The 15,752-nt window shown below is 60.2% G+C and carries 11 protein-coding genes; 7 read left to right on the forward strand and 4 right to left on the reverse strand.

Annotated elements, in window-relative coordinates; translation table 11 throughout:
- Nucleotides 1-43 precede the first annotated feature (43 nt).
- Nucleotides 44-3,127: a membrane-targeted effector domain-containing toxin gene (locus QZR14_RS11220; protein ID WP_311996558.1), complete on the reverse strand. Its 3,084-nt coding sequence runs from the start codon at nt 3,125-3,127 to the stop codon at nt 44-46.
- A gap of 101 nt (nt 3,128-3,228) precedes the next feature.
- Nucleotides 3,229-3,933, reverse strand: a complete 705-nt coding sequence (treR, locus tag QZR14_RS11225) for a trehalose operon repressor (protein WP_034156275.1) — start codon at nt 3,931-3,933, stop codon at nt 3,229-3,231.
- A 235-nt stretch (nt 3,934-4,168) separates the two neighbouring features.
- On the opposite strand from treR, the gene treP reads away from it, so the two are divergent.
- From treP to tadA, 7 genes are all read left to right on the forward strand, one after another.
- The gene (treP, locus tag QZR14_RS11230; RefSeq protein WP_250606284.1) at nt 4,169-5,611 is read left to right on the forward strand and encodes a PTS system trehalose-specific EIIBC component; all 1,443 of its coding nucleotides are present in this window, start codon (nt 4,169-4,171) and stop codon (nt 5,609-5,611) included.
- A gap of 90 nt (nt 5,612-5,701) precedes the next feature.
- Nucleotides 5,702-7,351, forward strand: coding sequence for an alpha,alpha-phosphotrehalase (gene treC / locus QZR14_RS11235; RefSeq protein WP_311996559.1), 1,650 nt, complete (start codon nt 5,702-5,704; stop codon nt 7,349-7,351).
- 107 nt (nt 7,352-7,458) lie between these two features.
- Nucleotides 7,459-8,682 carry a maltoporin gene (locus QZR14_RS11240; RefSeq protein WP_311996560.1) on the forward strand — a complete coding sequence of 408 codons (1,224 nt, stop codon included), beginning with the start codon at nt 7,459-7,461 and terminating at the stop codon, nt 8,680-8,682.
- 62 nt (nt 8,683-8,744) lie between these two features.
- Entirely contained in the window at nt 8,745-11,273 is a 2,529-nt protein-coding gene (gene ptsP / locus QZR14_RS11245; RefSeq protein WP_311996561.1) for a phosphoenolpyruvate--protein phosphotransferase, read from the forward strand.
- 2 nt (nt 11,274-11,275) lie between these two features.
- Nucleotides 11,276-11,566 carry a PTS transporter subunit EIIB gene (locus QZR14_RS11250; protein ID WP_250606288.1) on the forward strand — a complete coding sequence of 97 codons (291 nt, stop codon included), beginning with the start codon at nt 11,276-11,278 and terminating at the stop codon, nt 11,564-11,566.
- Nucleotides 11,567-11,682: 116 nt separating this feature from the next.
- Complete coding sequence (locus QZR14_RS11255; protein WP_250606289.1) at nt 11,683-13,059, forward strand: multicopper oxidase family protein; 1,377 nt, start codon at nt 11,683-11,685, stop codon at nt 13,057-13,059.
- Entirely contained in the window at nt 13,059-13,559 is a 501-nt protein-coding gene (tadA, locus tag QZR14_RS11260) for a tRNA adenosine(34) deaminase TadA (protein ID WP_034156281.1), read from the forward strand. The genes QZR14_RS11255 and tadA overlap by 1 nt, the downstream gene beginning before the upstream one ends.
- A gap of 470 nt (nt 13,560-14,029) precedes the next feature.
- Here tadA and cmoB read toward each other — a convergent pair whose 3' ends face one another.
- Together cmoB and cmoA are read right to left on the reverse strand one after the other, a co-directional pair.
- A complete protein-coding gene (gene cmoB, locus QZR14_RS11265; protein WP_311996562.1) occupies nt 14,030-14,986 on the reverse strand; it encodes a tRNA 5-methoxyuridine(34)/uridine 5-oxyacetic acid(34) synthase CmoB in 957 nt (318 codons plus the stop codon).
- Nucleotides 14,983-15,726, reverse strand: coding sequence for a carboxy-S-adenosyl-L-methionine synthase CmoA (cmoA, locus tag QZR14_RS11270; protein WP_008082499.1), 744 nt, complete (start codon nt 15,724-15,726; stop codon nt 14,983-14,985). Before cmoA ends, cmoB begins: the two co-directional genes overlap by 4 nt.
- Nucleotides 15,727-15,752 lie beyond the last annotated feature (26 nt).

The raw sequence follows: 15,752 nt of genomic DNA on the forward strand, positions 1-15,752 counted from the left end.
CGCGGCCTCTGCGTTTGTAGCGTTCATCGGTAACCGATCAGCCTCAATCAGGAATCCGGCTGCGCAATATCAATCCTGTATCGGACAACCGTTGTGACATGTCCTTCAGACTGGCGAACGCAATGTCATTCACGCGCTGCCATGCAGGTCGGTGAAGGGAGACTTTGCCGTCACTCGATCGAGTGATCGGTGTGCGTTGCAGCATGCCTTGTTTGCTGCGGTGGATCAGCGTGTAGCTGTCGCCCGCTTTTTCGAACAGATACATGCCGCGCCTGTACAACAGATTCTCCAGCGTATCTTCGGTCCAGGTCACCTCGGGTGCCTGAACTTTCAAGCGCAAGTCGGCGCGCAGGAGGTCTGGATTTCCTTGTCTGACAGTGCCACCGGGCGAGCTGCCGCGTGGGACTTCAATACCCGGATCGACATCCACGCCCAGCTCTTCACCGGCGCCGACTTCATCGATTCGCAAGCCGATTCCCCCCTTCAGTTCACTGATGCCCAGCAGTCCTCTGAAGGTGTTGGTGTTGTGAGCATCGGTCACTACGATCCATTTTCCGGGGCTGTTGAGGTAGACGTCACCGGTCATGATGTCGTTGGTCAGGTAGGTGTTCATCATTTGCTCGTCGACGGAGGGCAGCGGTGTTTTCATTTTGTAGCTGGCGGCGCAATCGATCGCCTGAATCCGAACCCCGTTCGCTCGTGCAACCTGAACCAGTTCCAGTGGGTTGAGTCGACCGGCGGGATCGGTGCCCAGGCTGTTCAAGTAAGTGTGTAAATCCGCAGTCATGTTGCCGCTGGTGAAGTAGCGGTTCAGTTCCACTTGAGCGAAGTCACTGAGCAGGCCGCGCAGGTAGAGGGTTTTCACGTGTCGGGCCAGAGCGGGCATGTTTTCGATCAGAAAACCCATGCTGGCAATGCGATCAAGGGTTTCTCCGACCACCAGCCCGGAGGCACTTTCAAAAACGCCATCGACAAGATCGGCCAGTGGCATCAGCCGGTTGATCTCGGGTATCACCGGACGCGCAGGCTGGATGACCCACGGCAGGTTCTTGAAAAAGCCTCGGGCTGAACTTTGCAGAAGTTGGCGTTTGCCAGCGGCATACAACTCGAACGGATCGTCCATGGCAAAACCGCCGGCACCGTCGGGCTGCAACCGGGCATGGGTTTCGTTGAGGTTCAACGCCCAGGCTTTTATCGAACGGCGTACCGACGGTTCGATGTCGAAGGCACTGGTCACCGGGCGTGGGGGGCGCGATGTCGAGGGTTGTGGTTCTTCTGCCGGTTGCACGGGCGTCTCGGCTGATGCAGGTTCGAAGGTGTCGAGTTCGAGATCCGGAGTGCATTGTTTGCCCATGCACTGGCCGCCACCCTTGAGGCCCAAGGCTGGCATGCGCTCCCATTCTCCTTCGCCATTGAGGCGCACCGGCAGCGCGTGGACAAGCTGGTTGGGGCGCTCCGGGTCGACGATGGCCCAGTCGCCAGTGCCGCGTACGTTGGCGAAGTAGCGCACATAGTACGGCGCATCGTTCATCAGAATGGCATAGGGCGGATCCGAGTCGAGACGGTAGATGCCGTGAAACTTCCCGGACTCTTCGCCGAGTGCTGTGCCATCAAGCAACTCGTTGCATTGGTACCGTTCGGGCACCGGAGGCGATAGGGCGTTTTGCGCCGGAATCAGCGTCGTTTCATCGACAGTTGGCAGGGTGATGTCGGCATCGTCCGGCACCATGATCGGTGGGTTGTCGGCTTCGGCGGAGGCGTTCAAGGCTTCGCTGTATTCAGCCATTTCGGCGGCTTCTGCCGCCTCGACCTCGGCGCCAACTTCCAGCATCGGCCCGGTGCCGATCAGCAATGGAAGGTTGAATAACAGGTTGATGCCACTCAGAACCGCACCCAGCACACCGGCTTTGCGTTCGGCCCTTGTCTTGCCGTTTTGCGCCTGTTCAATATTCAGACCCATGCTGGCGAGGGTGGCGCCAATCACCGGCAACGCCAGCGGCCAACCGACAGTGGCCATCGGACCAAATACCTTGAGGCCCGCACTCAGATAGCCGATCCACAGTTTCTTGCGCAGATCGCCATTGGATGTCAGGGACAGGTGGGTTTCAGCAAACATCGCCTGGCGTGTCGAGTCGCGCAGCCAACTGAATGCATCGTCGCTCAGCACCTGGTTCGTGCGGTTGATCAGGTGATGATCTGAGCGGCCCCAGGTGCCCACCAGGCGATTCATCAGATCGGTGATGTTCTCGCTCATGTGTTGACGATCGGCGAGGGCAAAATGCTCGAGGAAGGCCGCGCGGCGTTTCGCGTCGTTCAGTTGATCCAGCACCCACCAATGCAGGTCCGCCGGCGTTTCCTTGACCACGAACGCCTCGGTCTCACCGGGCAGATAGATAATCTGCCGACCGGCAGAGTCGACGATGCGCAGCAATTGCGTGGAGATATGCCCGTCAATGTCGAAGGCGAACACATTCCCCGTTGGCGTGTGGCTCGCTTGCAGCATGCTCAGGGTGACCGGCCAGCTGACGGGACCCACCACGGAGTCCAGCAGCCATTGAAAGTCGCTGCCGCTGAGCTGCCCGAGGTCCAGCGCCTGCACTGCGCGGCTGAGGAGGTTGCATTTTGCCAATGTGCGGAAATCCTCACCGTGGCTGTTCCAGAAGTCCGTCAGCGTGGCGCTGTAGTGCCCACTGAAATCGAGACTCCAGAACGCCTTCAAGACCTCGTTGCCGTGCAGGCACACCTGGTTCTTTTCGTCGAAATTCTCGCCCTGCGGACCTTCGCTGTAGAAGCCACCGTACAGATCGAGCAGGTCGGCGTTGTCTTGGTCGGTGGCGCGAAAACGATGAATGACCAGTTGTGTCAGGGTCATCGATTCGTAGGGTTTTTCGCGGATGTGCTCCCAGCCGGTAAACGAGCGGGTGCTGCTCTGGGCCGTCTTGAAGCGATGGAAATAAACCTGATCCGGTTCGAGGCTCGACAAGCCTTTTGCTTCCAGCAGGTCACCCGCGGCTTGATGGGCGGCGTCCTGCAGGCCGGGGCAGTTCTGCACGACGGTATAGGCGATTCGCTTCAGCGCTGCTTTGTCTGCCGCGTTCGGCAGAGGGCTTTGTTGGGTGGCGTACATGCTTTCTCCATCCTTGAGAAATGAAGACCGAGCATGGCCGATTCGTTCAAGGGGAGTGCACTACATATGTACCGCACATGATCGTTCGAAAGGTGTCGGGGTCAGCGCCGCGCCACGTCGGAAAAGTAGAACTTGTCGAGGGTGTGCCGCGATTCGGTGTACTCGAACTGACGGCCGTCCTGGAGGAAGGTCTGGTTGCTGACCACGATCACATGGCTCTGGCCGTCGAGGTCCAGGTGCAGTTGATCGTCCTTGCTGCGCGGCACCGCTTCGATGGTGCGTTGGGCGTAGGCAATCTGTAGCTGCAGGGTCTGCTCGATATGGGCGTAGATCGATTGCTCGGCGATATCGAGCGACAGGCCGGGAATCACTTCGCTGACGAAGTGGTTGATGTCGAGGATCACCCGTTTGCCGTCGATCCGCCGCACACGCTTGATCCGGGTGATGAGGCTGCCGGGTTCGGCATGGATGTGTTCGAGCAGTGCGCCTTCGAGCGGGATCTGGCTCAGTTCGACCACTTCGGTGCTGACATCGTTGCCCAGGCGCGGGTAGGTCTCCTGGAAACTGACGATGCCGCCGAGCTGAAATTCGATCGGGTTGGTTGAAAGCACAAAGGTGCCTTTGCCATGGATTTTCTGCGCAAAGCCGCGTTCCTGAAGCAGTTCGATGGCTTTGCGTACCGTGCCTCGGCTGGCCTGATAGCTGTCCATCAGTTCGGTTTCGGAAGGCAGGCGGGCGCCGCGCTCCAGGCGTTCAGTCGTAATGCTGGCCAGCAGATCGCTATAGATCTGGTTGTATTTGCTCATGGGTAGGCTCGGTGCCGACTGTACTCAAAGCTTCGAACCTTAAGGCCAGGGTAGGGCTTTGTCCATGTGGACGATGGAAATCACCCTAAGGCAGGGTAGGAAAATTCGCCTTCGGTCTGGCAGGAACATACTAAAACAAACTCGTCTGTACGAGTTGTTGCATTAACTCGTACAGACGAGTATTTTTCGCTTCGGCGTGCTGCCAATAACAACAATCCATAGCGGAAGAACTAGCATGAGCCACGACTATCCGAACATCGCCAGGCAATTGCTGCAAAGCCTCGGCGGCAGCGACAACCTCGAACAGGCCGCCCATTGCGTCACGCGGTTGCGGCTGGCCCTAAAGGATCCGGGCCTGGTCGATAGCGCCACGCTCAACCAGATCGACCTGGTCAAAGGCTCGTTCTTCACCGGTGGCCTGTATCAGGTCGTCATCGGTCCGGGCGAGGTGGAAAAGGTCTATGCCGAACTGCGTCGGCAGACCGGCCTCGCAGCGTCGACCATTGCTGACGTCAAACAGAAAAGTACCGAGAAGATCAACGCCATGCAGCGTCTGGTGCGGGTGTTTTCCGACGTGTTCATGCCGATCCTGCCGGCGCTGATCATTGCCGGCCTGCTGATGGGCATCAACAATCTGCTCGGTGCCAAAGGCATGTTCATCGACGGGCAGACCTTGCTCGATGCCTACCCGAAACTCGACGGGCTGTGGAGCCTGATCAATCTGATGGCCAACACCTCGTTCGTGTTTCTGCCAGCGCTGGTGGGCTGGTCGGCGGCCAAGCGCTTTGGCGGCAGCGAGATTCTCGGCATCGTGCTCGGTCTGATGCTGGTGCACCCGGATCTGCTCAACGCCTGGAACTACGGCAAGGCCGTCGCCGGGCTGGACGGGCAGCATCTGCCGTACTTCGACATTCTCGGGTTGTTTCAGGTGGAGAAGGTCGGTTATCAGGGGCAGATCCTGCCGATTCTGCTCGCCGCCTACGTGATGAGCGTCATCGAAAAATGGCTGCGGGCGCGCGTGCCCAATGCCATTCAATTGCTCGTGGTGCCGATCACCACCATCGTCGTCACAGGCGTGCTGGCGCTGGCGGTGATCGGCCCGGTGACCCGCCACCTCGGCATCTTCATCACCGAAGGGCTGGTCATGCTGTTTGATCTGGCGCCGATGGTGGGCGGCGCGATTTTCGGTTTGCTGTATGCGCCGCTGGTCATCACCGGCATGCACCACATGTTTCTCGCGGTCGACCTGCAGTTGATCTCGACCCAGGGCGGCACCTTCATCTGGCCGATGATCGTCATGTCCAACCTCGCTCAGGGCAGTGCCGCCCTGGCGGTGTTCTGGATGACCCGTAATGCACGGGACAAGAGCATGGCGTCGACTTCGGCGATTTCCGCCTACTTCGGTATCACCGAGCCGGCGATGTTCGGCGTCAACCTGCGCTACAAGTTTCCGTTCTATGCCGCGCTGACCGGTTCGGCGCTGGGCTGCGTGTTCCTGTCGCTGAACAGGATTCAGGCCTCGGCCATCGGCGTCGGTGGTCTGCCGGGGTTCATCTCGATCATTCCGCAGTACATCCCGATGTTTGTGCTGGGGATGCTGATTGCCATGCTCGTGCCGTTTGTTCTGACCTGTGCACTGAGCATGAAGATTGTCCGGCCCGGTTATCGGGTTGCCTGAACAATCGCTTTCGCTAGCAGGCTCGCTCCCACAGTTGATTGCATTTCAATCTGGGCGCGAGCCGCACGGACTTATTGAAGGAGTTGTGCCATGCAAGACTGGCAGCGTTCGGTGATCTACCAGATCTATCCGAAGAGTTTTCATAGTCACGCCGGCAACCCGACGGGGGATCTGCTCGGTATCGTTGCCAAGCTCGACTACCTGCAGTGGCTGGGTGTCGACTGCTTGTGGATCACGCCATTCCTGCGTTCGCCGCAACGTGATAACGGCTATGACATCAGCGATTACTACGCCATCGACCCGAGCTACGGCAGCATGGCCGACTGCGAGTTACTGATCGCCGAGGCGGGCAAGCGCGGGATCAAGCTGATGCTCGACATCGTGGTCAATCACACCTCGATCGAGCACGTGTGGTTTCAACAGGCGCGCAGCAGCCTCGACAACCCTTACCGTGATTTCTACATCTGGCGAGATCAGCCGAACAACTGGGAATCCAAGTTTGGCGGTTCCGCCTGGGAGTACGAAGCCCAGACAGGCCAGTATTACCTGCACCTGTTCGACCACACCCAGGCCGACCTGAATTGGGACAACCCCAAGGTGCGCGCCGAAGTGTTCCGGATGATGCAGTTCTGGCGGGACAAGGGCGTGGGTGGTTTTCGTCTGGATGTGATCAATCTGATCTCCAAGCCTGCAGACTTTCCCGAAGACAACAGCGATGGCCGACGCTTCTATACCGACGGGCCGAATGTCCATGCGTACTTGCAGCAGATGCACCGCGAAGTCTTCGAAGGACACGACCTGATCAATGTCGGCGAGATGTCATCGACCAGCCTCGAACACTGCATTCGTTATTCGAATCCGCAGTCGAAAGAACTGTCGATGACCTTCAACTTTCATCACCTGAAAGTCGATTATCCGAACCTGCAAAAGTGGGTACGTGCCGATTTCGATTTCCTTCAGCTCAAGGGGATTCTGTCCGACTGGCAGACCGGCATGCAGGCCGGTGGCGGCTGGAACGCGCTGTTCTGGTGTAACCACGATCAACCGCGCGTGGTCTCGCGTTTCGGCAATGACGGCGAACACCGCGAACGCTCGGCGAAGATGCTTGGCACAGCGCTGCATTTTCTGCAGGGCACGCCGTTCGTGTATCAGGGCGAAGAGTTGGGCATGACCAATCCGGGGTTCGAATCGATCGAGCATTACCGCGATGTCGAGACGCTGAACATCTTTCGCCTCAAGCGCGAAGCCGGTAGCAGCGATGCCGACAACATGGCGGCAATCAAGCAGAAATCCCGTGATAACGGGCGCACACCGATGCATTGGGACGCTGGACCGAACGCCGGTTTCAGCAGCGTTGAACCGTGGATCGGAGTGCCGGCCAATGCCGCGCAGATCAACGTCGCCCATCAGCTCGACGACCCGGACTCGGTGCTGCATCACTACCGCCGTCTGATCGCGCTGCGCCGCAGCGAATCGTTGATCACCGATGGGCTGTACCGACAATTGCTGTCCGAACATCCGCAGGTCTGGGCGTATGTGCGTGAAGGCAGCGCCGAGCGTTTGTTGGTGGTGAACAACTTCTACGGGACTACCTGTGAAGTGGAGTTGCCATCGACGGTCATCAGCGAGTCGATGAGCCAGCGCCAGTTGATCAGCAATTATCCGGACGGGCCGTTGCGCAAGCGCCAGGTGACATTGCGACCTTACGAGTCATTCGTCGTGCACCTGATCGACCCTTGACCTTTAACTAAAAAAACCAGCTTTCAAAAAAACACGCAGAGCAATGCGCGGGGGATTTCTGCGCGCCGAATTTATGCAACCAGACAATAAAAACAATGGGGTGGCTTATGAAAACAACAATAAATCGCAGCCTTGCAGTTGCAGGTTTTTGCCTGGCTTTACCGCCAACGTCACAGGCGCTGGAGTTTGGCGGGTACTTGCGCAGCGGTGTCGGCACGTCGGTCAACAGCAGCGGTCAGTCGTGCTTCCAGTTACCGGGTGCGCAGACCAAATATCGCTTGGGTAACGAATGCGAGCAGTACGGCGAGCTTGAGTTGCGCCAGGACTTGTACACCCTCGACGATGGTTCGGTACTGAGTGTCGACGGCATGGCCTCGCTGTATAACCGCTACGACCGCAGCCCCACCTTCAAAGACAACAATGGTTCGATTCGCGTGCCGCAGGCTTATGCACAGTGGTCGGCGATGCCCGCACTCAACGGTGGCTCACTGTGGGCCGGGCGCCGTTACTACAAGCGCAATGACATCCATATTTCCGACTTCTATTACTGGAATCAGAGTGCCACGGGGGGCGGGGTCGAGGACGTGTTGATCGGCGATCTGAAATACAGCTACGCCTTCTCGCGCAAGGACAACCTGTACCAGAAGGACTACATCAATCGGCACGACTTCAACGTCGCCGGGTTCAAGACCAATCCGGGCGGCGAGCTGGAATTCGGCTTGAGCTATATCGACAAGCCCGACAGCCGCGATGCCCACCGGGGCTGGGCGATCACCACGCAACATGTGCAAACGGATTTTTTGGGCGGCAAGAACAAACTGGCGCTGCAATACGGTGAAGGGCCGGGCACCGGGCTGGGTTATACCGGCAACGTCAAACTGGACGACAGCAACAAGAGTTACCGGATCGTCGAGTTTTTCGACTGGCAGGTGACGCCGCGTTTCGGTGGCCAGATTGCGGCGGTGTATCAGAAAGACATTCGCCCGGACGGTGCAGATCAGAACTGGATCTCTTTGGGTGTGCGTCCGACTTACGCGCTCAGCGAACACTTCAAACTGGTCACCGAGCTGGGCCATGATCAAGTCGAAGCTCCGGGCGGCACGCGCAAACTGAGCAAGTTCACATTTGCCCCGACCTGGTCGCCCAAGGGCCCGGAGTTCTGGGCGCGTCCCGAGGTGCGTCTGTATTACACGTACGCCACCTGGAACGAGGCGGCCAAACGGGCGGCCAACCAACTGGCCAAAGGCTCGGCACTGTCTGACACCGGCGCCTTCGGTAGCGCTCGCCACGGTGCGAATGTCGGATTGCAGGTCGAATACTGGTGGAAATAAGCGATGCTGATGGAGCGTCGCGCTCCATGGGCACTTCAAAGCACAAAACTGCAGGTGACGTCATGGCCACACCCCAACAATTGCAACTGCTGGCTCCCTTGTCCGGTGTCCTGATAGCGCTGGAACAGGTGCCCGATCCGGTGTTTTCCGGGCGCGTGATCGGCGACGGTCTGTGCATCGACCCGACCTCGTCGACCCTGTGTGCGCCTCTGGCCGGCATCGTCAGCAACGTGCAGGCCAGCGGGCATGCCGTGAGTATCACCGATGACCATGGCGTGCAGGTATTGATGCACATCGGCCTCGACACGGTGAACCTCGGCGGGCAAGGCTTCACCCGTCTGGTTGAAGAAGGGCAGCGGGTTGCCGCCGGACAGGCGTTGATCAAGTTCGATGCCGATTACATTGCCCGACATGCGCGCAGTCTGATGACATTGATGCTGGTGGTCAGCGGTGAGCCGTTTACCTGGTTGGTCGCGTCGAGCGGAGGGGTCGAAACCGGTCAGCCGTTGCTTGAGCTTGTCAGCGCACAGGCGATCAGCGAGGAGTCAGTCGCGGCAGAAAGTCCGGCGGTGTTTTCACAGCAGTTGAAACTGCCCAACCCCAATGGCCTGCATGCGCGCCCGGCAGCAGTGTTCGCGCAAGCGGCCAAGGGCTTCGCGGCAAAGATCTACCTGCATAAACAGCAGGCTCAGGCCAACGCCAAATCTCTGGTGGCGATCATGGCGTTGCAGACCGCGTTCGGCGACAGCGTGCAAGTCAGTGCGGTGGGCGAAGATGCTGACGCAGCAATCGAGGCGCTGACTCGATTACTGGTTGATGGCTGCGGGGAAACGGTGACGGCGCTGGCATCTGTCGAAGTGGTCGAAACCGAGGTTCTGACCCTGCTGCGCGGTGTCTGCGCGTCACCCGGTTCGGCGTTGGGGCAAGTGGTGCAGATCAGCGAACCGGTGTTCGACGTCAGTGAGTTCGGCGCCGGAGCGGACGTCGAACGCGCGGCCCTCGGCAATGCCCTGATCGAAGCCGATCTGGCCTTGCAGCATTTGCGCGACACCGCCGCTGGCGAGGCCGAAGCCGAGATCTTCAAGGCGCACCAGGAACTGCTCGAAGATCCGGGCCTGCTCGATCAGGCCCAAGCGCTGATCAGTCAGGGCAAAAGCGCGGCGTTCGCCTGGCGTGCAGCCACTGAAGAAACCGCGGCGATGTTTCGCCAACTGGGCAGTGCGTTGCTGGCCGAACGGGCGGCGGATCTCACCGATGTCGGGCGCCGCGTGCTCAAGCGGCTGCTGGGGATTGGCGAGCAGGCGTTGGAACTGCCGCAAGGCAGCATTCTGATTGCCGATCAACTGACCCCGTCGCAGACCGCCGGCATCGATACCAGCAAAGTGCTGGGTTTTGCCACGGTCGGTGGCGGCGCAACCAGTCACGTGGCGATTCTCGCCCGTGCCTGCGGTTTGCCGTCGATCTGCGGGGTGCCGGTGCAACTGCTCGCGCTGAGCAACGGCACCCCGGTATTGCTCGATGCCGACAAGGGCGAATTGCATGTGCAGCCCGATCCTGCGGCCGTCAGTCAATGGCAGGCGCGGCGCGCGCAACAGCGTCAACGCCATGAGCATGAGTTGGCCAGCGCAACGCTCGCGGCACGGACCCGTGACGGCCATCACGTCGAGGTGTCGGCCAACGTCGCCTCGTTGTCGGAAACCGAGCAGGCCATGGCCCTGGGCGGTGCGGGCGTCGGCCTGCTGCGTTCGGAGTTTCTCTATCTGGGCCGTAATCACGCGCCGGGCCATGACGAACAGGTCGCCACCTACGGCGCCATCGCCCGCTGCGTTGGACCTGCGCACAATCTGGTGGTGCGCACCCTGGATGTCGGTGGCGACAAACCGCTGGCCTACGTGCCCATGGACAGCGAAACCAACCCGTTCCTCGGCGTGCGCGGCATTCGTTTGTGTCTGGAGCGCCCGCAGTTATTGCGCGAGCAGTTCCGGGCCATGCTCGGCTGTTGCGAGCTGACGCGTTTGCACATCATGTTGCCAATGGTCACGCAACTGTCCGAGCTGCGTCTGGCGCGGCAGATGCTCGACGAGGAAATCCTCGCACTGGGGCTAACGCAACGGCCGAAACTGGGGATCATGATCGAAGTGCCGGCTGCGGCGCTGATGGCGGACCTGTTTGCGCCGCTGGTGGATTTCTTCTCGATCGGCACCAATGACCTGACGCAATACACCTTGGCGATGGATCGCGATCACCCGCGTCTGGCCAGTCAGGCGGACAGTTTTCATCCCTCGGTATTGCGCCTGATTGCCATGACCGTGAAGGCCGCGCACGCCCACGGCAAATGGGTCGGCGTGTGCGGGGCGATGGCTTCGGAACGTCTGGCGGTGCCGCTGTTGCTGGGCTTGGGCGTGGATGAGCTGTCGGTGAGTGTGCCGATGATTGCGCCGGTCAAGGCGACGGTGCGCGAGCTGAAGTTGGCCGATTGTCAGATCATCGCCAAACAGGTGCTGGGTCTGGAAAGTGCCGGGCAGGTGCGCGAGGCGTTGCAGCTGTTTCACGAGGCAACCGTCGATACTTTACGGGTTCTGGAGAACTGAAGATGTTGGATAAATTGCAGAAGGCATTCTGGAAGGCCCTGACCCCGGATCTGGTGGTGGACGCACCCGAAGCACCGGCCGCGCCGAGCGACGGATTGAGCCGCGAAATTGTCGCGGCGCTGGGTGGTGTGGATAACCTTCAGTCGCAGCAACCACTGGCGTTGACGCGGGTGCGGGTTGTATTGCGTGATGTCTCGGGGATCGATCAACAGGCGTTGAGCGCCGCCGGGGTCGCGGGCGTGATGCCCTTGACGGGCGGTGTGGTGCACCTGATTACTGGACTGCGACCTTAAACCGTCAGGGGCGTGCGGCCTCAGGTCGCCCTTACTGTTTCTCAACCGCAGGTGTATCGTATTCGCCTTTTGCAGGCTTTCAGGGCCTGTCGCTGATACGTGAGGTAGTTGAGTTCATGTCCTTTACCCGTCGCCAAATCCTCGGTGGCCTGGCCGGTCTTGTTGTCGTTGGTGTCGGTGCGGGGGGCGCGTCGCGTTATTGGCTGGGGAAAATGGCCGACGCCGAGGCGGGCCACGACTATGAGCTGATCGCCGCGCCGCTGGACGTCGAGCTGGTGCCGGGGCACAAGACCGAGGCTTGGGCGTTCGGGCCGTCGGCACCGGGCACCGAGTTACGCGTGCGTCAGGGGGAATGGCTGCGGGTGCGCTTCATCAACCATCTGCCGGTGGCGACCACCATTCACTGGCATGGCATTCGTCTGCCGCTGGAAATGGACGGCGTGCCGTACGTGTCGCAACTGCCGGTGCTGCCGGGTGAGTATTTCGATTACAAATTCCGCGTACCGGATGCCGGCAGCTACTGGTATCACCCCCACGTCAGCAGCAGCGAAGAACTCGGGCGGGGGCTGGTCGGGCCACTGATCGTCGAAGAGCGCGAGCCGACCGGCTTCAAGTACGAAAAGACCTTGAGCCTGAAAAACTGGCACATCGATGACGAAGGCAATTTCGTCGAATTCAGCATCCCCCGTGAAGCCGCACGCGGCGGCACGGCGGGGCGGTTGTCGACCATCAACGGCGTGCCGACTCCGGTGATCGAGTTGCCGGCCGGGCAGATTACCCGCGTGCGTCTGCTTAACCTCGATAACACCCTGACTTACCGCATCAACATTCCCGGCGTCGAAGCGCAGATCTACGCACTGGACGGCAACCCGGTCGAGCCGCGTCCGCTGGGCAAGGAATACTGGTTGGGCCCGGGCATGCGTATTTGTCTGGCGATCAAGGCGCCGGCAGCGGGTGAAGAATTGTCGCTGCGCAACGGCCCGGTGCGTCTGGGCACGCTGCGCTCGGTTGCCAACAACGATGGACCGAGCGACTGGCCGAAAGCCTTGCCCGCCAATCCGGTGGCCGAGCCGGATCTGGCCAATGCCGAGAAACTCAACTTCAATTTCGAATGGGTCGGCTCGGTGTCGGTCAACGTCGACAACGGCAAACCGCCGAGCCTGTGGCAGATCAACGGCAAGGCCTGGGACATCACCGACAAGACCTGCGCCGACCGGCCGATTGCCAGCCTGAAACTGGGACAGAGTTACATCTTCGAATTGAAGAACATGACCCAGTATCAGCACCCGATCCACCTGCACGGCATGAGTTTCAAGGTGATTGCGTCGAACCGGCACAAGATCATTCCGTACTTCACCGACACCTATCTGCTGGGCAAGAACGAGCGCGCGCAAGTGGCGCTGGTGGCCGATAATCCGGGGGTGTGGATGTTCCACTGCCACGTGATCGATCACATGGAAACCGGCCTGATGGCCGCCATCGAGGTGAAGTGATGCGCCAGATTCGCCCTGCCGCGATCATCGACCGCAGCCGTGATCGCGATTTCATGCGCGAAGCCCTGACCCTCGCCGCACAAGGCGCAGCCCTCGGCGAAGTGCCGGTGGGCGCGGTGCTGGTGCAGGACGGCGAGATCATCGGGCGCGGCTTCAATTGCCCGATCAGCACCAGCGACCCGAGTGCCCACGCGGAAATGGTCGCGATCCGCGCGGCGGCGCAGGCGGTGGATAACTATCGTCTGCCGGGCAGCACGCTGTATGTGACGCTGGAGCCGTGCAGCATGTGCGCCGGTTTGATCGTGCATTCACGGGTGGCGCGGGTGGTGTATGGCGCGCTGGAGCCGAAAGCGGGGATTGTGCAAAGCCAGGGGCAGTTTTTCACCCAGGGCTTTTTGAATCACCGGGTGTTGTATGAAGGTGGGGTGTTGGCGGAGGAGTGTGGCGCGGTGCTGACCGAGTTCTTCCGCGCCCGAAGAGCCAAAAGCCCCTCACCCTAACCCTCTCCCAGAGGGAGAGGGGACTGACCGAGCTGGATGGGCCAAGTCCGTCGACCTGAGATTCCGAGTCGAACTCAAGTCTTGAAAAGCTCAACGATCAGCCCCCTCTCCTTGGGGAGAGGGCTGGGGTGAGCTGGATGGGCCAAGTCCGTCGACCTGAGATTCCGAGTCGAACTCAAGTCTTGAAAAGCCCAAAGATCGGCCCCCTCTCCCAGAGGGAGAGGGCTGGGGTGAGCTGGATGGGCTAAGTCCGTCGACCTGAGATTCCGAGTCGAACTCAAGTCTTGAAAAGCTCAACGAACAGCCCCCTCTCCTTGGGTAGAGGGGCTGACCGAGCTGGATGGGCCAAGTCCGTCGACCTGAGATTCCGAGTCGAACTCAAGTCTTGAAAAGCTCAACGATCAGCTCCCTCTCCTTGGGGAGAGGGCTGGGGTGAGGGGTAGCCCCACTGCGGTGTTTGGGCGATTGGGTTACTTCTTGGCAACGATCACCGCACGCATCGGCGCCGGCAGGCCTTCGATGGTTTTGCTGTGGTCTTCCGGATCAAGGAAGTCGCTCAGCGACTGATACTTCATCCACTCGGTGCCGCGCTGTTCCTCGACCGTCGTGGTGCTGACATCCACACAACGAACATCGGTGAAACCGGCCCGACGCAGCCACAATTCCAGCGCCGGCACCGACGGCAGGAACCACACGTTGCGCATCTGCGCATAACGATCTTCCGGCACCAGCACCTGATGCTTGTCGCCTTCGACAACCAGCGTTTCCAGGACCAGTTCGCCGCCCTTGACCAGGCAATCCTTCAGCGCCAGCAAATGCTCGATTGGCGAGCGGCGATGGTAGAACACGCCCATGGAAAACACCGTGTCGAAACCTTCGAGGTTCGGCGGCAAGTCTTCGAACGGGAACGGCAGGTGCCAGGCATTGGGTTGTGACAGATAACGCTGCACGGCCTGGAACTGGCAGAAGAACAACCAGTTCGGGTCGACACCGATCACGCTGTCAGCGCCGGCACCGAGCATGCGCCACATGTAGTAACCGTTGCCGCAACCGACATCGAGGATGCGTTTGCCCTTCAGATCCAGATGCGGGGCGACGCGCGACCACTTCCAGTCCGAACGCCATTCGGTGTCGACGTGCACGCCGAACAGATCAAACGGGCCTTTGCGCCACGGCGACAGGCCCATTAGCGCGGTACGCATCTGCGCACGAGTTTCCTCGTCGCAATCGGTGTCGAGTTTCAGGCCGTTGAGCAGATCGACTTCACTCGGCTGGATCTTCGGCAGGGCATCCAGCGCACTTTGCCAGCGCTCAAGATCGCCGTGGCCTTTCTCCATCTTTTTATCGAGTTGCGCTTGCAGGGTGTTGGCCCATTCGGCCAGCGATGTGCCGGCCAGACGGCGGGCGAGGGGGGACAGATCAATCATGGCAAGGCAATCAACGAGGCAAAGTTAAGACACTGGAACCACGGCACGACTTTCGAGAACCCGGCGGCCAGCAGGCGTTCGCGGTGTTCTTCGAGGCTGTCGGGCTTCATGACGTTTTCGATGGCGCTGCGCTTCTGGGCGATTTCCAGTTCGCTGTAGCCGTTGGCGCGCTTGAAGGCGACGTGCAGATCGGTGAGCAGAGCGTGTTCTTCGGCATCGTTAAAGCGCAGCTTTTCCGAGAGAATCAGTGCGCCGCCCGGCAGCAGCGATTGGCGGATGCGCGAGAGCAACGCGGTGCGCTGATCCGGGGCGATGAATTGCAGGGTGAAGTTCAGCGCCACCACCGAAGCAGGCTGGAAATCGAGGGCGAGGATGTCGCCTTCAATTACTTCGACCGGCAGCAACTCCTGAAACATCGAATCCTGACCGTTGAGGTATTCGCGGCAGCGTTCGACCATGGCGGCGGAGTTATCCACAGCGATCACCCGGCAGCCGTCGGTACGCACGTGGCGGCGCAGGGCTTGAGTGACCGCGCCCAGCGATGAGCCGAGGTCGTAGAGCACGCTGTGCGGCTGGGCGAACTGCGCGGCGAGCACACCGAGGTTTTCAACGATGGTCGGGTAACCCGGCACCGAGCGCTTGATCATGTCCGGGAATACCCGCACGACGTCTTCGTTGAAGGCGAAGTCAGGCACCTGGGCCAAAGGCTTGGCGAAAATACGATCGGGTTCTTTGCTCACGGCGGTTCCGGCGGTGTAAATGGAAA

Origin of the sequence: Pseudomonas sp. rhizo66, from assembly GCF_031931925.1 — a bacterium.
GTDB lineage: Bacteria > Pseudomonadota > Gammaproteobacteria > Pseudomonadales > Pseudomonadaceae > Aquipseudomonas.